Here is a 20810-nt window from a genome sequence, read left to right as displayed (position 1 = left end):
GGGCGCTGGTGACCCTGGGCGTCACCCCGACGTCGCCGGCCACCGGCTTCGGGTACGTGCAGAAGGGCGCGGCGACCGAGGTGGCCGGCGCGAGCGAGGCCGCCTCGTTCCGGGAGAAGCCGGACCGGGCCACCGCCGAGCAGTACCTGGCCAGCGGCGAGTACGTGTGGAACTCCGGGATGTTCGTCTGGCGGGCGCAGACCGTCCTGGACGCGCTCGCCGACCACCTGCCGGAGTCCGCCGCCGGCCTGGGGCGCATCGTCGCCGCACCGGCCGGCCCGGAGCGGGAGGCCGTGCTCGCCGAGGTCTTCCCGACGCTACCCAAGATCAGCGTCGACTACGCCGTCCTCGAGCCGGCGGCCGCCGAGCCGGGCCGGGTGGCCGTGGTCGACCTGGACGTCGACTGGCTGGACGTCGGCTCCTGGCCGGCCTTGGCCCACACGCTCAGCACCGACGCCGCCGGCAACGCGACCCGTGGGCTGACCGTCCTGCTGGACAGCTCGGGCAACGTGGTGCTCAGCGACGACCCCGACCACCTGGTCGCGCTGGTCGGCGTCCGGGACAGCGTGGTCGTGCACACCGCGGACGTGACGATGGTGTGCCCGGTCGGGGACGCCGAGCGGGTCAAGCAGTTGCTGGCCACGGTGGAGGAGCGGTGCGGCCGGGGCTTCAGTTGACGGTGTGGTGCACGAGGCGGGTGCTGTGGCGGGTCTTCGGTCCGGACGCGTCCCGGTACTACATTCGGCGGCGATGAACCCCAGCCAAGCGCGTCCTGAGGCCGTCGCGGAGTTCGCGGCCCCGCACGGCGCTTCCGCCGAGTGGGCGGACACGGTGGTCGTGGTCCGCGTCTTCAACGAGGCGCCCGTCGTCGGCGGGGTGATCGCCGAGCTGATCACCGCCGGGCTCACCGTCATCGCCGTCGACGACGCGTCCACGGACGCGTCCGCGGACGAGATCGACAAGACCGGGGCGCTGCGCGTGACGCACCCGGTGAACCTGGGCGCCGGTGGCGCCCTCCAGACCGGTTACGAGGCGGCGGTCCGGTTCACGGAGGCCCGCTACGTGGCCTGCTTCGACGCCGACGGTCAGCACCAGCTCGACGACCTCCTGGGCATGATCCGGCTGATCCGTGAAGGCCATGACGTCGTCATCGGCTCCCGCTTCCTGGACGGGAAGACGGAGATGAGCTGGCTGCGCAGCATCATGCTGCGGACGGCCACGAAGCTCCTCAACCGTGGGGCCGGGACGCGGCTGACGGACGCGCACAACGGGCTGCGCATCGTCACGCGGGAGATCGCCTCGCAGATCAAGCTCTCCCACTCCGGCATGGCGTACGCGTCGGAGCTCGAGTACTTCCTGACCCGCCCGCAGAACAAGATCATCGAGTACCCGGTGCACATCCTCTACACGGACTACTCGCGCTCGAAGGGCCAGCCCTTGCTCAACAGCGTCAACATCCTGGTCGACACCCTCGCCCACCGGGTCAGCCACGGGCGGCGCACGTGATCATCAAGTGGCTCCTCGTCCCGGCGCTGGTGGCGGCTGTCGTCCTGTCGTTGCGGGCGCGGTCGTCGCTGCGGGGTCAGGCCCGGCGGAAGATCATGGCCGGGTTGACCGTCGTCGCCGGCGCGATCGCGGTGTTGTTCCCCGACCTCCTCCAGGGGGCGGCAGATGCCGTGGGTGTCACTCGCGGTGCCGACCTGATGCTCTACGGACTGGCGCTGGCCTTCATCTACCTGGTGGGCAGTACCGGCGTCCGGTTCCGGGAGCAGGAGGCGCGGATGGTCACGCTGGCCCGTGCGGTCGCCCTGACCGAGGCGGAGGCGCGACTCGCCGACCGGAGACAGCCCTCAGGGCCACGAGCCCAGCGCCTGACCGCCTGACCGCCTGAACGGCGCCGACCTCCCGAACGCTCGTGGACCCGGCTCCTGCAGTCGCGGGCAGGCGACCCTGGTTAACCTCGGGCGCATGAAGAACCTCGACGTCGCCGCGGTCGTCACCGGAGGGGCCTCCGGCCTCGGTGAGGCCACCACCCGTGCGCTGACCGCGGCCGGTGTCGCGGTCACCGTCCTGGACCTGCAGGAGGAGCGCGGGCAGGCGCTGGCTGCCGAGCTGGGTGGCCACACGACCTTCGTGCGCACCGACGTCACCGACGAGGCGTCGGTGCAGGCGGCGATCGAGGACGCGACGGGCAAGGACCGCCCGCTGCGGATCGCGGTCAACTGCGCCGGCATCGGCTGGGCGCAGCGGGTGCTCGGCCGCGACGGCTCCCCCCACGACCTGGCCCCGTTCAGCCGCACCGTGACCGTCAACCTGATCGGCACCTTCAACGTGCTGCGCCTGGCGGCTGCTGCGATGGCGCGTACCGAGCCCGACGAGGACGGCGAGCGGGGCGTGGTCGTCAACACGGCCTCGATCGCCGCCTACGACGGCCAGATCGGGCAGATCGCCTACGCCGCCTCCAAGGGCGGCATCGTCGGGCTGACCCTGCCGGCGGCGCGCGACCTCTCCTCGGTGGGGGTGCGGGTCTGCACGATCGCCCCGGGGCTGGTCGACACGCCCCTGCTCGCCGCCCTGCCCGAGGAGGCCCGGACGGCGCTCGCCGCCGGCATCCCCTTCCCCAAGCGGCTGGGCCGCCCCGAGGACTTCGCCGAGCTGGCCCTGGACGTCGTCCGGCACGGTTACCTGAACGGCGAGGTCATCCGGATGGACGGCGCGCTGCGGATGGCGCCCCGCTGACGGCAGCGCAGGCTGGGGGGAACGCCATGGGGGAGCGGCTGCTGATCGTGGACGCACCGGTCCACGACCAGGTCTGGACGCCGGACTGGCCGCTCGACGTCCGCCGGACGCTGTCCCGGGACCGTCGCGGTACCGGTGACCCGACGCTGCGCTACGCCGAGGACGGCGTCTGGCGGACGACGACCACCCCCGACGGCCCGGCCACCGTGCGGCTGACCGGGGGTTCCGCCGCGATCCGGGTGCAGGCCTGGGGTCCGGGGGCCGGCTGGGCTGGACCGGCCGTGCCCCGCTGGCTGGGCGCCGAGGACCGGGCCGACGGTTTCGACCCGGTCCGGCACCCGCTCGTCGCCCGGCTGCACCATGGGGCACCCTGGCTGCGGCTGGGCAGCACCGGGCGGGTGTGGGACGCCCTGGTGCCGGCCGTCCTGGAGCAGAAGGTGACCGGCATCGAGGCGCACCGCACCTGGCGAGAGCTGCTGCGGCTGGCCGGTGAACCGGCGCCTGGACCGGCGCCGGCGGGGATGCGGGTGGTGCCCTCGGCCGAGCGGGTGCTCGCGGTCACCGACTGGGAGTGGCACGGTTGCGGCCTCGACGGCGCCCGCCGGCGCGCGCTGCGGGCGGTCGCCTCGGTCGCCTCCCGACTCGAGGCCGGCGTGCACGACGACTGCGCCGACCTGCGCCGCCGGCTGCAGTCGGTGCCCGGCATCGGCGTGTGGACCGCCGCCGAGGTGGCCCAGCGCGCCGTCGGCTGCCCGGACTCGGTCAGCGTCGGTGACTACCACCTGAAGAACCTGGTGGGCTGGTCGCTGGCCGGCCGGAAGACCGACGACGACGGGATGCTCGCGCTGCTGGAGCCCTGGCGCGGGCACCGGCAGCGCGTCGTCCGGCTGCTGGAGGTCGGCGGCAGCATGCCGCCCAAGCGGGGTCCCCGGATGGCGCCCACCCAGTACCGGTCGATCTGAGCAGGGACCTCAGCAGAACTGGGCCTGCGCCTCGGCCGGGTCGGCCGGGATCCGCAGCGAGGTGCGGGACGGAGCCCCGGTGAGGTTGTCCCAGAAGCGTCCCCAGGTCAGCGGCGCGTTGGTGGCCTCGAGCAGCTCACGCACCGGGCCGCAGTCGAGGGTGGCCCGGGCAGCTGCCACGTCGGCGGGAGCGGGCAGACCCGTCGTGGCCTCCTCGGCGAGCTCAGGGGCGCCGTACCGCGCCAGGAACCACTCCGCGGGGAACGACTTCTCGTGCCCGGCGCGGCCGGGCGGAGGTGCCTCCATGTGCGAGCCGATGGGGTCGGTGAGCCCCAGCCCGTCCACGACCCGGACCTCGAGCCCGGGCGCCACTCCGTAGAAGCCCGCGTTGCCCACGCCGAACACCACACCGCCGGAGGACGGCGCGATGCGTGCCACCCCGGAGTCCGGGGTCACCACGGGCGGCTGTGCGACGACCAGGTCGGCATCCTGCTCGTGCAGCGCAGCCACCTGATCGCTGTAGGGGATGACGCTCTGCGCGCCGTGGTCCTCCAGGGTCACCGGGTTCTCCCGGCCGGCCAGCTCGGCCCAGTAGCGGCGTTCGTCGGTGATGCCTGCCGAGCTCATGCCCTCCGGGTAGTCCGCACGGAGCACCACCACGGACGCTGCAGCCCACACGGCCAGCACCGTGAGCACCGCGCTCACCGCGACACCCCGGAGGCGCAGCGCGGGCACCGGGACGACCATGACCGGGCAGAGCACCAGGAACAGGCTCGGCAGGAGCAGTCGACCGTGCATGAAGTCCCCGCCCACGCGCACCACGTAGGCAGCGTGGAGCAGCGCGGCGACCAGGACGACGGCGACCAGGGACCACTCGCGGGGCCGCCAGCCGGCGCGCGGGGCCAGGAGGGCGAGCGCTGCGAGGACGAGCGCGAGGGGGAGCCACAGCAGGTGCGGGCCGACCAGGTCGGCCAGGTAGTCGGCACCGCGGCCCCACACCGCCCGGCTGGACTCCTTCGCCACGGCCGTGTTCGGCACCAGGAGCCCGTAGTACCCCGCTCGGAACACCTCCACGGCCACCGGGAGGCCGCCGGCTGCCGCGACCCGTGCTGCGCGCGCCGGCCAACTGCCCGGGACGCTGAGCAGCCAGAGGATGAGCAGCGCGCTGATCAGCGCGAGGTCCGGGCGGACGAGGGGGCCCATCCCCAGCAGGACGGCCACGCCCAGCGTCCGACGCTGGCCCACGACCTCCCGACGGGCCACGTGGACCAGGGCGGCGAAGGAGGCGCCGAGCCAGCAGAAGGACAAGCCGGTCTCCAGGCCGGAGCTGGCGAAGTCCCAGAAGGGGGGGAGTGCGGCCACGACCACGGCTCCGCAGGGGACGGCCAGCCACCGTGGGACGCCGCCGTACAGCCGCTGGCTCCCGAGCGACGCCAGCACCACGCCGGTCAGGGTGGCGACGATCCCGAGCACGACGGAGATCCAGGCGACGGCGTTCCCTGGCACCAGGGCCTCGGCGACGGTGATCACCGCCAGCCACAGCGTGCTCGTCGCCACCTCCACCCGTTCCCCGGCGTTGTACACCGGGCCGTTGCCGGCGAGGAGGTTCTCCACGACGCGGAAGTTGATGAACGCGTCATCGGAGGTCCAGCGTCGCCGCCAGCTCAGGAGGGCCAGGGCGAGCACCACGAGACCGAGGAGGCCCAGCTCGACCCGGTTGCGGAACCGCGCTCGCGGGTCGTGCACGGGGGCGGTGGCGCCGGCGCTGGTCGGGGTCGTCCGGGTGGTCAACGGGGGAGCCGGTGGTCGGGGCGGGTCAGCGGGCGCGCAGCTCGGCGTACCGCGCCGTGCACTCGGCCATGGTCGGCAGCAGGCCCTGCTCGCGCGCCTCGGCCAGCGTGGGAGCGGCGGTGTCCTTGGCGGACAGCTCGAACTCGACGTCCGTCGGCCAGGGCAGGTCGAGCGCCGGGTCCATCGGGTTGATCCCGAACTCGCGACCGGGGGAGTAGCCACTCGAGACCAGGTAGGTCACCGAGCTGTGGTCGGCCAGCGACACGAACGCGTGGCCCAGGCCCTCGGCCAGGTAGACCGCGCGCGGCTGCTCGCTGTCCAGCAGCACCGAGTCGTGCACGCCGAAGGTGGGCGAGTCGGCCCGGATGTCGACGATCACGTCGAGCACCTTGCCGGCCGGGCAGTAGACGTACTTGGCCTGACCCGGGGGCACCAGTGCGAAGTGGACGCCCCGGAGCACGCCGCGGGCGGAGACGCTGTGGTTGGCCTGCGCCAGGGTGAGCCCGAACCCGGTCTCGGCGGCGAGCACGTCGGCGCGGTACCACTCGGTGAACCGGCCGCGGCTGTCACCGTGCGGGACGAGGTCCAGCACGTAGCTGTCAGGGACGGCGAGCTCGCGGATCTGCACGGCTCGACGCTAGCCGAGTGGCTCCCGCCCGGCCCGACCTGGCCCGGGCGTCAGCCGGCGTCGGCGCCCAGCCACAGCCGGCCGGCCAGCGACGCACCGCCGAAGGTGCCGGCCGGCTCCCACCGGGTCGCCCAGCCGTCGGCCTGCAGCTGGACCAGGGCCGCACCGACGACCGCGCCGAGGGACAGCGAGGTGACCGGGGTGATCGGGTCGGCCAGGTGGACGTCGACGACGTCCCCGCCGCCGCCCTCCTCGCTGCCCTCCTCGCTGCCGTAGCGGAAGACCACCGGGAACTCCGGCAGCGCCGCCACGGCGGTCCGGAAGGCCTCGGTGACCGCGGACAGGGCGCCGTCCCGGTGGGCGAGCGTGGTGGCGGTGCGGCGGCTGCCGACCAGGTCCCTGGTGCCGGTGGGGAACAGGTCACCGGGACCCAGCCGGACCAGCGGACGGGTGCCGGTGTCGGGCTCCGGTGAGCGGAACCGCAGACCCCGGACGACGGCCACCGGGATGCCCCCGAGCTTGCCCTTCACCAGGTCGCCCGCCGCGGCCAGCTCGTCGACCACCGCGACCTGGGTGGTCTCGAGCCGGTTGCCGTGCTGGTCGACCGCACCCCGGTGGTCGACCAGTGCGGGCAGCCCGGCCGCACCGATCGCCACGTCGGTGACGCCGTCCCGCCACGGGCGGCCGAAGGTGTCGCTGACGACGACGGCCACGGTCACCCCGAGCAGCTCGTGCAGCCGGTCGCGCAACCGCCGGGCGGAGGCGTCGGCGTCCTCGGGCAGCAGGACCAGCGCGTCGGCGGCGACGTTCGAGGCGTCGATCCCCGCTGCGGCGACCACCCAGCCGTGCCGGGTCTCGACGATCCGCAGCGGCCCGCGGCGGGCGACGACCCGGACGGTCTCCGCGTCGACGGCCTGCTGCCGGGCGGTCTCCCGGTCGGTGCCGGGCTCGACCCGGACCAGGTTGCCCTCCACCTTGGAGACGGCCTTGGAGGTCACCACCACGACGTCGTCGTCGGCCAGCCACGGCGCCGCCCGGGCGATCGCGGCGGCCAGGTCGTCCCCCGGTGCGAACTCGGGCAGGCCGGGCACCGGGTGCACGGAGATCCCCGGGGGGAGGCCGGGCCCGGTCACGGGGTCGCGACCCCTGCGGCGTCCAGTGCGGCCCGGGCCAGCGCCCGGGTCGCCTCGGGCGAGCTCATCAGCAACGGGACGGCGCGCACGTCGACCCCGGGCACGGTGGCCGGGTCGTCGGTGTGCACCAGCCAGGCGTCCAGGAGGCCGTCGGCGGACCGGGCGCCGTAGTGCCGGCCGACGCCCTCCGCGCTGACCTCGACGCCGACCACGGGCAGGCAGCGGTCGGCCATGCCGCGCAGCGCGGCGCCGTCGACGATGGGGGAGATGCCGACCACGCGCCCGGACGCGGCGCGGACGGCGTCGCGGATGCCGGGCACCCCCAGCACGGTGCCGATCGAGACGACCGGGTTGGACGGTGCGAACAGCACCGCGTCGGCGGTGCTCAGGGCCTCGACGACGCCGGGGCCGGGCCGGGCGTCGTCCACCCCGACCTGGACGAAGCTGCTGGCGTCCAGGGCCGCCCGGTGCCGGATCCACCACTCCTGGAAGTGGATGGCCCGGGGGCGGCCGGTGTCGGGGTCGGTCACCACGACGTGCGTCTCGACCCGCTGGTCGCTCATCGGCAGCAGCCGCACCCCGGGCTGCCAGCGCTGGGCGAGCGCGGCGGTGACGTCGGAGAGCGGGTAGCCCGCGTCGAGCATCCGGGTGCGCACCAGATGGGTCGCGAGGTCGCGGTCGCCGAGGCCGAACCAGGTCGGTTCGGCACCGTAGGCGGCCAGCTCGTCCTTCACCGTCCAGCTCTCGCCGCGACGGCCCCAGCCACGTTCGTCGTCGATCCCGTCACCGAGCGTGTACATGACGGTGTCCAGGTCGGGGCAGATCCGCAACCCGTGCAGGGTCACGTCGTCGCCGGTGTTGACCACGGCGATCACCTCGGCGCCGGGGGCCGCGGCGAGGACGCCGCGCAGGAAGCGGGCGCCGCCGACGCCCCCGGCGAGTACGACGATGTGCACCCGACCATGGTGCCTGATCGGCAGAACTCTACGGCGGGCCCGGGTCGGTCCCGGATGAACTGCACGAAACCGCTCGGTCTCGATGGCAGATGGTGTTCCTGACGGCGGCGTGTCGGGGTCGTCTGTGACGGTCCACGGACGAGTTGTGACCGGTGTGATCAGTGTGGCGCCGCGTTACACCGGCCCGACTTGACCTCGACTCAACGACACGCGTGTAATTCCGATGTCGTCATCAGGCGCTGGCGACTGGGATCCGCCCAGGAGCAGGCGTCGTGACGCAGCGAGAGGGGACGCAACGTGATGGCCGAGGTGTCGTGGTTGAGCGAGCACAAGAGCTCCACAGCAGGGGCCGCACCGGCCTCCTACGGGCGGGACGTGCTGGGCCTGGCCGACGCCGGCCTCCTGGACGTCGAGGACCAGAGCTGGCAGGAGCGCGCCCTGTGCGCTGAGACCGACCCGGAGGCGTTCTTCCCGGAGAAGGGCGGTTCGACCCGGGAGGCGAAGCGGATCTGCACCGGCTGCGAGGTCCGGGCCGAGTGCCTGGAGTACGCCCTGACCATGGACGAGCGCTTCGGCATCTGGGGCGGGCTCTCCGAGCGCGAGCGTCGTCGCCTTCGCCGCCAGGCCGGCTGACGAAGGACCCACCCGCACCACTGCACCACCCGCTCTCCTCCCGCACGGTCGGCGCAACGACGCGCCGACGAGCAGACCGGCGAGGCCCGCTCTCGAGCTGATCGCCCGGCCACTCCCCAGCTCTCGACGACGGGCCCCGTGTGGTCGACTGGAACCCGTGCACACCCGGGTCGTCGACGGCCGCGCCGCCGTGGTCCGCGAGGTCCGCGCCGCTGCCCCCCTCCTGGCCGAACGCGCCGTTCCCCTCCCGGCTCGTGGGCCGTGGCTCACCGCCGCGCTGAACGCGCGGGCCGGCCGCCCCTTCGGGCGGGTCCGCCCGCACGCGGTGGTGGTGGAGCGGGACACGCACAGTCGTCCCGCCGGGGCGGCCCTGTTGTCGTTCCGGCGCCGCGGCGTCGGCACCGTGGTCGGCCTGCTGGGCGCCGAGCCCGGCCCGCTGCCGCCCGGGCGGCCCCAGTCCCGGTTGGCCGCGCAGGACGACGACGTCGCCGCACGGCTCGCCGCGGGGGTGATCGGGCTGCTGGACCAGGTCCGTGGCCCGTGGACCCTCCGGCTGACCGGGCTGCCGCTCGGCGACCCGACGGTGCGGCACCTCGCCGCCGGGCTGCCGGACTCCCAGCTGGCCACCACGCGCAGCCGCCGGCTGGTCGACGAGCTGGACACCGTCGCCGACGTCTCCCGCAGCCGGGACCCGGGCGAGGTCGAGCGCTGGCTGCCGGCCGTGCTGGCGCAGCTCCCGACCGGCCAGCGGACGTTCGTGCGCGCCGCGGCCCGGCTGCACGCCGCGATCGGTGAGCTGGAGGTCGCCGTCGTCCCGGCGGCCGACGGGCCGCGGGCCCTGCTGCTCACCCTGCTCGATCGCGGCGCCGACGGCGAGGAGCGCTGGCCGTGGTGGGGGACCAGCGAGATCGGGGGCCTGCGCCGCGAGCTCGGTGCGCCCTCGGGCACGTTGACCGCTGCCGCCGGCCTCACCCAGCTGGGCCGCCGGGGCGCGCTCAGCCGGGGTGCTGCAGCCGGCTGACCCCACGCTCGGGTGCGGTGGCCGCGCTGTCCAGCCCGATCCGGACCACACCGGTCGCCGGGGTGGTGTCGTCCCGGCGCGGGCCGTCGGGGGCGATCGAGGCCGCCAGCTGGTACGCCCGCCCGGTGTAGCTGGGCGCGCTGCCGTTCGGGCGCGTGTAGGTGGGGAAGAGGCCGGCCAGCTCGATGCGGTCGCCGTCCCGGGTGACCTGCAGCTCCGGGCTGGCCAGGTCGGCGTACTCGGTGACCGACCGGACGCAGCCGGCGGCCACCGGGTCGGCGGGGGGCTCGGTGGTCAGGCAGTTGTAGGTGGGCAGCCGGACGTGCGCCAGGGCGCGTCGGCCGTCGGTGGTGACGCTGACGTCGGGGTAGGTGACGGTCAGCCCCACGGCCCGCTCCTCCAGCAGCACGCCGCCGAAGCTCGCCGTGGCCGCGATCCCGTCCGTGCCCAGCGGCACCGATCGGAACGTGAGGGCGCCGGCGCCCGTCTCGGCGGCCGGCGCGCTGGGGACGGCGGGATCCAGGCCGGGCGCGGTGGAGTCCGGCGCGGTGGAGTCCGGCGCCGGGGCGGCGGGCGCGATCCCGGTCGCCGGGGCGGCGCTCAGGCTGTTGCTCCCGGCGCGGCCGATCGGGGCACCCACCGCGACGGCGGCGAGGACCAGCAGCAGCGCGGCCGTCAGGGTGACGGCGGACCCGGTCGTGCGGGAGACGGCGCCGCCGGGTGACCCGACCGGGGCGGCCGTCGCTCCGGTCCGGCCGGTCCGCGGCGGCACGGGTGCGGGGGAGCCGGGCGGGTCCGCCAGGAAGCCGGGCAGGTCGTCGAGCGCCTCGGCGTCCGTGCTCCCGGTCGCTCGCCCGGCAGTCCGTCCCCGGGTCAGCAGGGTCGAGCCCAGGGCGGCGCACAGCCCGGCGGCGAGGGCCAGCAGCACCGAGACGACCACCCACCGGGCCGTGGCCGACGAGCCGGTGGTGCGGGCGGGCGAGGCCTCCCGCCCGGGGTCGACGGCCACGAGCTCCTCGTCGGCGCCCGCCTCGACGAGCCGGCCGACCACCGCGTTGGCGGCGGTCACCGCCGCGTCCGGGTCGGGCAGCGTCACCTGCACCACGACGGTGGCGGTGCCGGGCGGCCGCTCGACCTCGACGCCCTCCTGGAGCTCGGTCAGCGACACCTCGGCCAGTGCCGGCTCGTCCGCCTGAGCTGCGCCCAGCACCTCGGCCGACCCGGCGAGCGCGGTGTACCGGTCGGCCAGCAGCAGGGCGGCGTCCGCGCCGGCCTCGGTGCGGGGGGTCACGGTCAGGGTCGCGGTGGCCGTCGTCGTCCGGGGCTGGAGGGCGAGCAGCACCAGGCCGGCGGCGAGGACGACCAGGACGACGACGACCCCGGTGACGGCTGCCCGCCGGGCACCGTGCGGGCCGGACTGCTGGTTCGCTGCGCTCATCTCGGCGCCCAGCATGGCAAAGGGGTCGGGTGCGACCCGGTCAACCGGCGGGGTCGATCTCCTCGGGATCCCGGCCGAGCAGCACCGCCACCTGGTCGACGACGACGTCCCGCACCAGGTCGGCGAGGTCGTCACGGTCGGCGGCGCGGATCTCCAGCGGACGGCGGTAGACCACGATCCGGGCCGGGTGCTCCTGCCCGCCCTCCCGGTGCGCGGGCAGCACCCGGGCCAGCGGGACGCTGCCGTCCTCCAGCACGTCGGCGTCCAGCACCACGTCGTCCGGGCTGGTGTGGTCCACCCAGGGGACGTCCTCGACGGCGAACTCGACGCCGGCGAGCTCACGCTCCCAGCGGCGCTCCAGGTCCTCGACCGCGTCCAGGACCAGGTCGTCGAACTGCTCGGCGCGGCTCCGGGAGAGCGGCACCGTCGGCGGCACGAGACGACCGCGCAGGCCGCGGCCATGACGGTCGCGCCGGGCACGGGCAGGGAGGCGGTCCATCGCGGCAGGAGCCTACGGCCTGCCGGTGCCCCGGCCGCGCCGGATCACCGAGGCATCCGGCGCCAGAGGGGGCGCGGCAGGAGCCGCAGGACCGCCGCGAGCACCCGCAGGGTGCCCGGTACCCAGACCACGGACCGGTCCCGGCGCAGTGCGTCGGCCACGGCTGCGGCGACCTGGGTGGGAGTGCTGGACAGCGGGGCCGGGGACATGCCGGTGGTCATGCGTCCGACCACGAAGCCCGGCCGGACCAGGAGCAACCGGACCCCGGTGCCGTGCAGGGCGTCGGTCAGCCCGCTGGCGAAGCCGTCGAGCCCCGCCTTCGCCGAGCCGTACACGTAGTTGGCCCGGCGCACCCGGACCCCGGCGACCGAAGAGAAGACGACGATGCGCCCGCCACCTGCGGCACGCATCAGCCGGGCCAGGTGGGTGAGCACCGAGACCTGGGCCAGGTAGTCGGTGGAGACGACGGCCACGGCGTGGTCCGCGTCGACCTCGGCGCGGGCCTGGTCGCCGAGCACACCGAAGGCCAGCACGACGACCGTGTGCGCGGGGTCCGCGCCGACGGCCGGGTCCAGGGCGGTGGCCAGCAGCTGCTCGTGGCCGGCCAGGTCGTCGGCGTCGAACTCCAGCCGCTGCACCGACGTCGCGCCGGCCGCCCGCAGCCGCCCCTCCTCGACGTCGAGCTCGTCGCTGCGTCGGGCGGCGAGCTGCACTCGCCGGACGCCGTCGCGCACCAGCCGTTCGGCCAGCTCCAGGCCGATCTCGCTGCGCCCGCCGAGCAGCAGCACCGTGTCGGGGCCGGTCGTCATGCTCTCTCCCAGGTCGTGCGGCAGGGGCGGCTGGGTCGGGTGTGCCTGGACGGAGGGGAGGGGGTGGACGTGCGCGATCCGGTGCGCCTCCTCCCCAGACGGCGCCGGCTGCGGATAGTGTGCCGGGCGTGAGGAACCGGTGGTGAGGCAGTCACGTCGCTGTTCGCGCAGCGGCTGCGCGCAACCGGCGGCAGCCACCCTGACCTACGTGTACGCGGAGTCCACGGCCGTCGTCGGCCCGTTGGCGACCTACTCGGAGCCGCACAGCTACGACCTGTGCGAGTTCCACGCCGAGCGGCTCACCGTGCCGCGGGGCTGGGAGGTCGTCCGCCACGAGATCGACGCCGATGACGCCGGCCCGACCGGCGACGACCTGCTCGCGCTCGCCGACGCGGTCCGCGAGGCCGCGCGCCCGGAGCCCCCGCGCAACCCGGCCGACGACGGCAGCGGCACCCGTCGCGGCCACCTGCGCGTCCTCCCCAACCTCCCCTGACGGGCTCCCTCATAGGATCACCCGCGTGGCAGACCTGACGTCGATCATCAAGGCCTACGACGTCCGGGGCCTGGTCCCCGAGCAGTGGGACGAGAGCGTGGCCCGCGCGATCGGGGCCGCCTTCGCCGAGTTCGTGCACGCCGAGACCGGCGCGACCGCCGTCGTCACCGCGCACGACATGCGTGACTCCTCGGTGCCGCTCTCCCGGGCGTTCGCGGAGGGGGTCCTGTCCCGCGGGGTCGACGTCGTCGAGGCCGGCCTGGGCTCGACCGACCTGCTCTACTTCGCGGCCGGCTCCCTGGGGATGCCGGGCGCGATGTTCACCGCCAGCCACAACCCCGCCCAGTACAACGGCATCAAGCTGTGTCGGGCCGGCGCGGCGCCGATCGGCCAGGACTCCGGGCTGGTGCAGATCCGGGAGTGGGCCGAGCAGCTGGTCGACGGCACGGCCGTCTTCCAGCGGGGCGTCGCGCGCCTGGGCTCGGTGAGCACCCGGGACCTGGTCGCCGAGTACGCCACCTACCTGCGCGGCCTGGTCGACCTCTCCGGCATCCGGCCGCTGAAGGTCGTGGTCGACGCCGGCAACGGGATGGGCGGCTTCACCGTCCCCGTGGTGCTGTCCGGTCTCCCGCTGGAGATCGTGCCGATGTACTTCGAGCTGGACGGCTCCTTCCCCAACCACGAGGCGAACCCGCTGGACCCGGCGAACCTGGTCGACCTGCAGGCGGGGGTCCGGGAGCACGGGGCCGACATCGGTCTGGCGTTCGACGGGGACGCCGACCGCTGCTTCATCGTCGATGAGCGCGGCGAGCCGGTGAGCCCGTCGGCGATCACCGGGCTGGTCGCCGTCCGTGAGCTCGCCAAGGGCACCGGGACGACGATCATCCACAACCTGATCACCTCGCGAGCGGTGCCGGAGATCGTGCGCGAGCACGGCGGGGAGCCGGTGCGCACCCGGGTCGGGCACTCCTTCATCAAGGAGGAGATGGCGCGTACCGACGCCGTCTTCGGCGGCGAGCACTCGGCGCACTACTACTTCCGCGACTTCTGGCGGGCCGACACCGGCATGCTGGCCGCGATGCACGTGCTGGCCGCGCTCGGTGAGCAGTCCCGCCCGCTGTCGGAGCTCACCGCCGCCTACGAGCGCTACGTGGCCTCCGGTGAGGTCAACTCCACCGTCGAGGACCAGGCCGGGCGGGTGGCGGCGGTCCGGGAGACCTACGGTGAGCGGGACGGCGTCACCATCGACGACCTCGACGGGCTCACCGTCTCCCTGCCCGACGGCTCGTGGTTCAACCTGCGGGCCAGCAACACCGAACCGCTGCTGCGCCTCAACGTCGAGGCGGCCGATGCGGCCCGGATGGCCGAACTGCGCGACGAGGTACTGGAGATGGTGCGGGCATGAGCGACGACACCCCGGCAGGCGCCACCGACCAGACGCTGGGCATCGAACCGGCCCTCCTGGAGATCCTGGCCTGTCCGGACACCCACCACACGGCGCTGACCGTCGACGTCGAGGCCAGCGAGCTGGTCTGCCCGACCTGCTCCCGCGCCTTCCCGGTGCGTGACGGCATCCCGGTGCTGCTGCTCGACGAGGCCCGGCAGCGCCGCACATGACCTCGCCCGAGCTCGCCGAGGAGGTCCTCGACGACCTCGACCTGTTGCGTGCACGCGACCCGCGGGGGCTGCTGCCGGCGGTGGCCGGTGCCGGCGCCCAGGTGCGGGAGACCACCCAGCTGACCCAGGAGGCCGGGCTCCAGCGGGCGACCTCGGGGGGCCGCCCGCGCGGGCTGGTGATCGTCGGCCGGCGCGAGGGAGCGGTCGCGGCGTCGGTGCTGCGGGCGCTGCTCGGACCGGCCAGCCCGGTGACCGTGGACGTCGTCCCGGGCCCGGACCTCCCGGTCTGGATGGGCCCCTCGGACATCGCGGTGGTGGCGACCCGCACCGGCGCCGGTCGGTACGCGGTCACCCCGGCCTACGAGGCCGCGCGGCGCGGTGTCGTGCTGGTCGGCATCGGCGCCGAGGACGCGCCGCTGCACGCCGCGTGCGCCAGCGCCCGGGCGCCGTACGTGCCGCTGCCGGCGTCCCGGGTGCAGCACACCGCGCTCTGGTCCCTGCTCACCCCCATGCTGCTGCTCGCCGCCGAGCTCGGGCTGGTCGCGCAGGACGCCGCCGACACCGAACTGGTCGCCGCCGCGCTGGACGAGGCAGCGGCGGAGTGCGGCCCGGCGCGTGAGTCGTTCGTGAACCCGACGAAGACGCTGGCGCTGGAGCTGCTGGACGCGCTGCCGGTGATCGTCGCCGAGGGGCCGCTGGCCGGGGCCGCCGCCGGCCGCGTCGCCGACCAGCTGGCCACGCTGGCCGGCCTCCCGGTGACCGGTTTCCGGTTGCCCGACCAGCGGGTCGCTGCCCGCACGGTCCTCGGCGGGCCGCTGGCCCCCGCGGAGGGCCAGGACGACTTCTTCCGGGACCGGGCCGACGACGCCGGCCGCCGGCTCCGGCTGATCACCATCCGCGACGCGGACGCCGGCGAGCACGACGGCGGCGAGCGGGACCCGCGCTCGGCCGGCGAGGCCATGGCCGAGGTGCTCCGCGTCGCCGCAGCGCACAACGTCCCGGTCAGCGCGCTGGCCGAGCACGCCGAGCCGGAGCGGCACCCCCGGCTGGCGCGGCTCGCCCGGCAGCTGGCCGTCGCCGACTTCAGCGCCGTGTACCTGGCGCTGGCGCTGGACCACGAGCGGGCGCTGCACCCGTGACCGGCCGGATCCGTCGGTCGATCGTCTGTGGACCGGCCGGCGACCCGACTGCCCCGCGCGGGTGAGCGCCGTCCCCGTCGGCTCCAGCACCGGCCGGGCCGATCCGACGTCTGTCCCGTGACGTCCCCGCCGGTAACCTCAGCCCCGATGTGGCAGCTCAGCAGTCCGGTGCGGCACTACCCGTGGGGCAGTCGCACCGTCATCCCGCAGCTGCTCGGGCTCCCCTCGCCGACTGACCAGCCGTACGCCGAGCTGTGGATGGGGGCGCACCCGGACGCGCCCAGCGTGCTCTCCGACGGCCGGACCCTGACCGAGGCGATCGCTGCCGACCCCGCAGGACTGCTGGGCCCGACGGTCCGCGAGCGGTTCGGTGACCGGCTGCCGTTCCTGATGAAGGTGCTGGCGGCGGACAAGCCGCTGTCGCTGCAGGCGCACCCGACCACCCAGCAGGCCGAGACGGGGTTCGCCGCCGAAGAGGCGGCGGGCATCCCGCACGACGACCCGACGCGCACCTTCAAGGACCCCTTCCACAAGCCGGAGATCCTGCTCGCGATCACCCCGGTCGAGGCGCTGTGCGGGTTCCGCCCGGTGGAGGAGTCGCTGCACTGTCTGGCGAAGCTCCAGCTGCCGGAGCTGATGCCGACCATCGCGGCCCTGGCCCGCGGTGGACTGCGGGCCGCCATCCCCCAGTTGCTGGCCCTCTCCAAGCGCCGGCGCGAGTCGCTGGTCCGCGCCGTGGCGGCCCGGGCGGCGTCCTTCGTCGCCGCGCACGACCCCGAGTTCATCAACACCTATCGCTGGGCCGCGACGCTCGCCGGCACCTACCCCGGTGACCCCGGCGTGGTCATCTCGCTGATGTGCAACCACCTCCGGATCGCTCCGGGGGAGGCGGTCTTCCTGCCGGCCGGCAACCTGCACGCCTACCTGTGCGGGGCCGGGATCGAGGTCATGGCGAGCTCGGACAACGTGCTGCGCGGCGGGCTCACGAGCAAGCACGTCGACCTCGCCGCGCTGATCGAGGTGCTGGACTTCACCGACGGCAGGGTGCCGGTGATCCACCCGGTGCTGGGCCCCGGCGGGCTGCGCTACCCGACACCGGTCGAGGACTTCGACCTGACCCGGGTGCAGGTCGACGTCGACCCGGGGGTGCTCACCACGGCCGGGCCGCAGGTGGTCCTGTGCGCGGAGGGCGACGCGGTGCTCACCGGCACGGACGGCGACCTGACGGTGCGGCAGGGGGAGTCGGTGTTCGTGCCGGCCGGGCAGGCGGTCACCGCCCGCGGACCCGCAGTGCTCTACCGCGCTACCACCGCGCTGCGCTGAAGAAGGGCCCCCGCCACTCGCAGGCTCGCGGCGGGACCCTGCAGGAGGGCCGTTCCAGCACGGGCCCGTGCTCGCGGCGGTACCCTGGACGACGGCACGAGCCCCGCCGAAGCCTCGGCATGCTCGCTCGCCCCGCACGAGCGGGGACCACAGCGACCGACAGAGCCCGCCCACCCCGGGCAGGGCCGGACACTGGAGCGACATGACCGCCAGCACTGGCACCCGCACCCTGACCGACGGCGACTTCAAGGTCGCCGACCTCTCCCTGCACGGCTTCGGCCGCAAGGAGATCAGCCTCGCCGAGCACGAGATGCCCGGCCTGATGGCGCTGCGCGCCGAGTACGGGGACGCCCAGCCGCTGGCCGGGGCCCGGATCGCCGGCTCGCTGCACATGACCATCCAGACCGCCGTGCTGATCGAGACGCTGGTCGCCCTCGGCGCCGACGTCCGCTGGGTCAGCTGCAACATCTTCTCCACCCAGGACCACGCGGCCGCCGCGATCGTCGTCGGCGACGGCACCCCCGAGGAGCCGACCGGCGTGCCGGTCTTCGCCTGGAAGGGCGAGACGCTGCCGGAGTACTGGTGGTGCACCCAGCGGCTCTTCGAGTTCACCGACGCCGACGGCACGGTCATCGGGCCGAACATGCTGCTGGACGACGGCGGCGACGCGACCCTGCTGGTCCACCTGGGCACCCGCTTCGAGGCCGACGGCGTCGTCCCGGACACCACTGACGCCGACTCCGAGGAGTACGGCGTCATCCTCGACGCGCTGCGCACCAGCCTGACCGAGGACGACCAGCGCTGGACCCGGGTCGGTGCGGCCATCAAGGGCGTCACCGAGGAGACCACCACCGGTGTGCTGCGGCTGTACGAGCTCGCCCGCGAGGGCCGGCTGCTCTTCCCGGCGATCAACGTCAACGACTCGGTCACCAAGAGCAAGTTCGACAACCTCTACGGCTGCCGGCACTCCCTGATCGACGGCCTGAACCGCGCCACCGACGTGATGATCGGCGGCAAGGTCGCCGTCGTCTGCGGCTACGGCGACGTCGGCAAGGGCTGCGCGGAGTCGCTGCGCGGCCAGGGCGCCCGGGTCATCGTCACCGAGATCGACCCGATCAACGCCCTGCAGGCGGCGATGCACGGCTACGAGGTGACCACGCTCGACGAGGTGATCGGCAAGGCCGACATCATCATCACCACGACCGGCAACAAGGACATCATCTCCGCCGAGCAGCTGGCCTCGACCAAGCACCAGGCGATCATCGGCAACATCGGTCACTTCGACAACGAGATCGACATGGCCGGCCTGGCCCGCACGCCCGGCGTGGTGCGGACGACGATCAAGCCGCAGGTCGACGAGTGGCGGTTCGCCGACGGCCACACGATCATCGTGCTCTCCGAGGGCCGGCTGCTGAACCTGGGCAACGCCACCGGGCACCCGAGCTTCGTGATGAGCGCGTCCTTCTCCAACCAGACGCTCGCCCAGATCGAGCTGTGGGGCAACCGGGCCGCCTACGAGGGCCAGACCCCCGGCGTGACCGTGCTGCCGAAGAAGCTGGACGAGCACGTCGCCCGGCTGCACCTGGACGCCCTCGGGGTGAAGCTCACGACGCTGACCAAGGTGCAGGCCGACTACCTCGGCGTCCCGGTCGAGGGCCCGTACAAGAGCGACCACTACCGCTACTGAGCGGCCTCCTCGCCCGGAGCGCACCGCACGGCTCTGAGCTCCACCTTCCGCCCCGTCCGGGGAGTCTCCCGGGCGGGGCGGACCGCTGGGTGGACTTCGTCACGCAGAATGGGTCCGTGCCACCTTCAGCTCCCACTGCCGGGACCAGCCGCGGCCGCGTCCTCGTCGTCGACGACGACGCCGCCCTCGCCGAGATGCTGGGCATCGTGCTGCGCCGGGAGGGCTACGACCCGGCGTTCGTCTCCGACGGGGCACGAGCCGTGGCCACCTTCCAGCAGGTCCGCCCGGACCTGGTGCTGCTGGACCTGATGCTGCCGGGCCGGAACGGCCTGCAGATCTGCGCGGACATCCGCACCCAGTCCACCGTGCCCATCGTGATGCTGACCGCCAAGGGCGACACGATCGACGTCGTCCAGGGGCTGGAGGCCGGGGCCGACGACTACGTGACCAAGCCGTTCAAGCCGGTCGAGCTGGTCGCCCGGGTGCGTGCCCAGCTCCGCCGCGGGGAGAGCGGGCAGGCGGAGACCCTGGCCATCGGCGACGTCCAGATCGACGTCCCGGCCCACCAGGTCATCCGGGACGACGAGCCGATCGCGCTGACCCCGCTGGAGTTCGACCTGCTGGTGGCCCTCGCCCGCAAGCCCCGTCAGGTCTTCACCCGCGAGCTGCTGCTCGAGCAGGTCTGGGGCTACCGGCACGCGGCCGACACACGACTGGTGAACGTGCACGTCCAGCGGCTGCGCGCGAAGGTGGAGCGCGACCCGGAGAAGCCCGAGGTGGTCCTCACCGTCCGCGGCGTGGGCTACAAGGCCGGCCCGCCGTGACCAGGGCACCCCGCCGGTCGTGAGCACCCCGCCGGTCGTGGGCACCGCCACCGGGGAGCCGGCCGTCGACCGGGCCGGCGTGGCTGCACCGGGCGCCGCCGCCGTCAGCGCGCCCGGGCCCCGGCCCGCCCGTCGTCCGCCGTCGACCCGGGTGCGCCGCCGGGCGCGCCGGGCACGGCGGCGCGCACTGGTGGTCGGGCGGCACGCCCTGCGCCGTGCGGTGCACGCCTGGCGGTCCTCGCTGCAGCTGCGGATCGGCGCGATCACCATGCTGGTCGCCAGCACCGTCGTGGTGATCGTGAGCCTGGTGCTGTTCAGCCAGATCAGCGACCAGCTGCTCCGGGTCAAGCGCGACGCCGCCATCGACCAGGTGCTGAACGGGGTGGCGTACGCCCAGACCGAGGTCAGCGGCATCGCCACCGGTGACTCGGCGAGCGTCCGGTCCACGCTGGCCCGGACGGTCGAGGGGCTGACGTCCCGCGGCGGTGCGGCCGGCGACTTCGAGGTCGTGATGGTCTACGGCTCGGGCGAGCAGGAACGCCCGGCGTGGAGCCGGCTGGACATCTACCCGGCCCTCCCTCCTGACCTGCGCGCCGAGGTGGCCGACGGGTCCCCGGCCTACCAGTACGCCCCGGTGCCCGGTGGGCAGGGTGAGCCCGTGCCCACCCTGGTGGTCGGGGCGCCCGTGCCCACCGATGCCCGCAGCGGCGACCGCGTGGAGGTCTACTTCGCCTTCCCGCTGGACCAGGAGCAGGAGAGCCTGGGGCTGATCCGCAGCACCGTGGTGATCAGCGGGACCGCGCTCGTGCTCTTCGTCGTGGGCATCGGCGTCCTGGTGACGCGGCTGGTCGTCGGCCCGGTGCGCAGCGCCGCCGGCGGGGCGCAGCGGCTGGCGGCCGGGCACCTGGAGGAGCGCCTGGCCGTGCGCGGGGAGGACGACCTCGCGCGGCTGGCCACCAGCTTCAACGCGATGGCCGAGAGCCTGCAGAAGCAGATCACCCAGCTGGAGGGGCTCTCGCAGCTGCAGCAGCGGTTCACCTCCGACGTCTCGCACGAGCTGCGGACGCCACTGACCACGGTGCAGATGGCGGCGGACGTGCTGCACGAGGCGCGCGCGG

General features: G+C 74.4%; 22 protein-coding genes. 15 read left to right on the top strand and 7 right to left on the bottom strand.

Features of this window, described 5'->3' with window-relative positions:
* The 5 genes from G5C62_RS16180 to G5C62_RS16160 all read left to right on the top strand — a co-directional run.
* Positions 1–677, top strand: a 677-nt coding sequence (locus G5C62_RS16180; protein ID WP_164701773.1) for a mannose-1-phosphate guanylyltransferase, incomplete at its 5' end; no start/stop codon positions are given.
* Positions 678–750: 73 nt separating this feature from the next.
* The gene (locus G5C62_RS16175) at positions 751–1506 is read left to right on the top strand and encodes a glycosyltransferase family 2 protein (RefSeq protein WP_036333823.1); all 756 of its coding nucleotides are present in this window, start codon (positions 751–753) and stop codon (positions 1504–1506) included.
* Positions 1503–1883, top strand: a complete 381-nt coding sequence (locus G5C62_RS16170; protein WP_164701772.1) for a DUF2304 domain-containing protein — start codon at positions 1503–1505, stop codon at positions 1881–1883. Before G5C62_RS16175 ends, G5C62_RS16170 begins: the two co-directional genes overlap by 4 nt.
* Positions 1884–1968: 85 nt before the next feature.
* Positions 1969–2739 carry an SDR family NAD(P)-dependent oxidoreductase gene (locus G5C62_RS16165; protein WP_036333824.1) on the top strand — a complete coding sequence of 257 codons (771 nt, stop codon included), beginning with the start codon at positions 1969–1971 and terminating at the stop codon, positions 2737–2739.
* 26 nt (positions 2740–2765) lie between these two features.
* Positions 2766–3701 carry a DNA-3-methyladenine glycosylase gene (locus tag G5C62_RS16160; RefSeq protein WP_164701771.1) on the top strand — a complete coding sequence of 312 codons (936 nt, stop codon included), beginning with the start codon at positions 2766–2768 and terminating at the stop codon, positions 3699–3701.
* 9 nt (positions 3702–3710) lie between these two features.
* Here the strand turns inward: G5C62_RS16160 and G5C62_RS16155 are convergent, their stop codons facing one another.
* From G5C62_RS16155 to cofD, 4 genes are read right to left on the bottom strand one after another with little or no spacing between them, the layout of a single operon-like run.
* A complete protein-coding gene (locus G5C62_RS16155) occupies positions 3711–5492 on the bottom strand; it encodes a hypothetical protein (RefSeq protein ID WP_164701770.1) in 1782 nt (593 codons plus the stop codon).
* Positions 5493–5517: 25 nt separating this feature from the next.
* Positions 5518–6120, bottom strand: coding sequence for a dTDP-4-dehydrorhamnose 3,5-epimerase family protein (rfbC, locus tag G5C62_RS16150; protein ID WP_036333825.1), 603 nt, complete (start codon positions 6118–6120; stop codon positions 5518–5520).
* 50 nt (positions 6121–6170) lie between these two features.
* Positions 6171–7253, bottom strand: coding sequence for a coenzyme F420-0:L-glutamate ligase (locus tag G5C62_RS16145; RefSeq protein ID WP_164701769.1), 1083 nt, complete (start codon positions 7251–7253; stop codon positions 6171–6173).
* Positions 7250–8209, bottom strand: a complete 960-nt coding sequence (gene cofD / locus G5C62_RS16140) for a 2-phospho-L-lactate transferase (RefSeq protein WP_164701768.1) — start codon at positions 8207–8209, stop codon at positions 7250–7252. Before cofD ends, G5C62_RS16145 begins: the two co-directional genes overlap by 4 nt.
* Before the next feature lie 300 nt (positions 8210–8509).
* Here cofD and G5C62_RS16135 point away from each other — a divergent pair, with 300 nt between their 5' ends.
* Both G5C62_RS16135 and G5C62_RS16130 read left to right on the top strand, forming a co-directional pair.
* A complete protein-coding gene (locus G5C62_RS16135) occupies positions 8510–8842 on the top strand; it encodes a WhiB family transcriptional regulator (RefSeq protein WP_052090722.1) in 333 nt (110 codons plus the stop codon).
* 157 nt (positions 8843–8999) lie between these two features.
* Positions 9000–9863 carry a hypothetical protein gene (locus G5C62_RS16130; RefSeq protein WP_206330685.1) on the top strand — a complete coding sequence of 288 codons (864 nt, stop codon included), beginning with the start codon at positions 9000–9002 and terminating at the stop codon, positions 9861–9863.
* Here G5C62_RS16130 and G5C62_RS16125 read toward each other — a convergent pair.
* Genes G5C62_RS16125 through G5C62_RS16115 form a run of 3 tightly spaced genes read right to left on the bottom strand, consistent with a single transcriptional unit; the run spans position 9838 to position 12609 of the window.
* Entirely contained in the window at positions 9838–11301 is a 1464-nt protein-coding gene (locus G5C62_RS16125) for a hypothetical protein (protein WP_164701767.1), read from the bottom strand. The genes G5C62_RS16130 and G5C62_RS16125 overlap by 26 nt on opposite strands.
* A gap of 40 nt (positions 11302–11341) precedes the next feature.
* Positions 11342–11800, bottom strand: coding sequence for a metallopeptidase family protein (locus G5C62_RS16120; protein ID WP_036333828.1), 459 nt, complete (start codon positions 11798–11800; stop codon positions 11342–11344).
* A 44-nt stretch (positions 11801–11844) separates the two neighbouring features.
* A complete protein-coding gene (locus G5C62_RS16115; RefSeq protein WP_164701766.1) occupies positions 11845–12609 on the bottom strand; it encodes an SDR family NAD(P)-dependent oxidoreductase in 765 nt (254 codons plus the stop codon).
* Between the two features lie 139 nt (positions 12610–12748).
* On the opposite strand from G5C62_RS16115, the gene G5C62_RS16110 reads away from it, so the two are divergent.
* From G5C62_RS16110 to G5C62_RS16075, 8 genes are all read left to right on the top strand, one after another.
* Entirely contained in the window at positions 12749–13102 is a 354-nt protein-coding gene (locus tag G5C62_RS16110; RefSeq protein WP_206330684.1) for a DUF3499 domain-containing protein, read from the top strand.
* 25 nt (positions 13103–13127) lie between these two features.
* Positions 13128–14507, top strand: coding sequence for a phosphomannomutase/phosphoglucomutase (locus G5C62_RS16105; protein ID WP_164701764.1), 1380 nt, complete (start codon positions 13128–13130; stop codon positions 14505–14507).
* A gap of 35 nt (positions 14508–14542) precedes the next feature.
* Positions 14543–14719, top strand: a complete 177-nt coding sequence (locus G5C62_RS16100) for a Trm112 family protein (protein ID WP_036333853.1) — start codon at positions 14543–14545, stop codon at positions 14717–14719.
* Positions 14716–15858: an SIS domain-containing protein gene (locus G5C62_RS16095; protein WP_164701763.1), complete on the top strand. Its 1143-nt coding sequence runs from the start codon at positions 14716–14718 to the stop codon at positions 15856–15858. Before G5C62_RS16100 ends, G5C62_RS16095 begins: the two co-directional genes overlap by 4 nt.
* A 147-nt stretch (positions 15859–16005) precedes the next feature.
* Positions 16006–17181: a mannose-6-phosphate isomerase, class I gene (gene manA / locus G5C62_RS16090; RefSeq protein ID WP_164701762.1), complete on the top strand. Its 1176-nt coding sequence runs from the start codon at positions 16006–16008 to the stop codon at positions 17179–17181.
* Positions 17182–17383: 202 nt separating this feature from the next.
* Positions 17384–18868, top strand: coding sequence for an adenosylhomocysteinase (ahcY, locus tag G5C62_RS16085; RefSeq protein WP_036333834.1), 1485 nt, complete (start codon positions 17384–17386; stop codon positions 18866–18868).
* Between the two features lie 116 nt (positions 18869–18984).
* A complete protein-coding gene (gene mtrA / locus G5C62_RS16080) occupies positions 18985–19692 on the top strand; it encodes an MtrAB system response regulator MtrA (protein ID WP_036333854.1) in 708 nt (235 codons plus the stop codon).
* Between the two features lie 19 nt (positions 19693–19711).
* On the top strand, positions 19712–20810 hold a 1099-nt coding region (locus G5C62_RS16075; RefSeq protein ID WP_241175940.1), incomplete at its 3' end, for a HAMP domain-containing protein.

The organism is Modestobacter sp. KNN46-3 (genome assembly GCF_011039295.1).
This window is presented reverse-complemented; position numbering and strand designations above follow the sequence as displayed.

Coding starts and splice junctions, on each gene's coding strand:
- G5C62_RS16175 (WP_036333823.1), top strand. CDS start 751: ATGAACCCCAGCCAAGCGCGTCCTGAGGCCGTCGCGGAGTTCGCGGCC.
- G5C62_RS16095 (WP_164701763.1), top strand. CDS start 14,716: ATGACCTCGCCCGAGCTCGCCGAGGAGGTCCTCGACGACCTCGACCTG.
- ahcY (WP_036333834.1), top strand. CDS start 17,384: ATGACCGCCAGCACTGGCACCCGCACCCTGACCGACGGCGACTTCAAG.
- G5C62_RS16115 (WP_164701766.1), bottom strand. CDS start 12,609: ATGACGACCGGCCCCGACACGGTGCTGCTGCTCGGCGGGCGCAGCGAG.
- G5C62_RS16135 (WP_052090722.1), top strand. CDS start 8,510: ATGGCCGAGGTGTCGTGGTTGAGCGAGCACAAGAGCTCCACAGCAGGG.
- G5C62_RS16120 (WP_036333828.1), bottom strand. CDS start 11,800: ATGGACCGCCTCCCTGCCCGTGCCCGGCGCGACCGTCATGGCCGCGGC.
- G5C62_RS16165 (WP_036333824.1), top strand. CDS start 1,969: ATGAAGAACCTCGACGTCGCCGCGGTCGTCACCGGAGGGGCCTCCGGC.
- manA (WP_164701762.1), top strand. CDS start 16,006: ATGTGGCAGCTCAGCAGTCCGGTGCGGCACTACCCGTGGGGCAGTCGC.
- G5C62_RS16125 (WP_164701767.1), bottom strand. CDS start 11,301: ATGAGCGCAGCGAACCAGCAGTCCGGCCCGCACGGTGCCCGGCGGGCA.
- G5C62_RS16160 (WP_164701771.1), top strand. CDS start 2,766: ATGGGGGAGCGGCTGCTGATCGTGGACGCACCGGTCCACGACCAGGTC.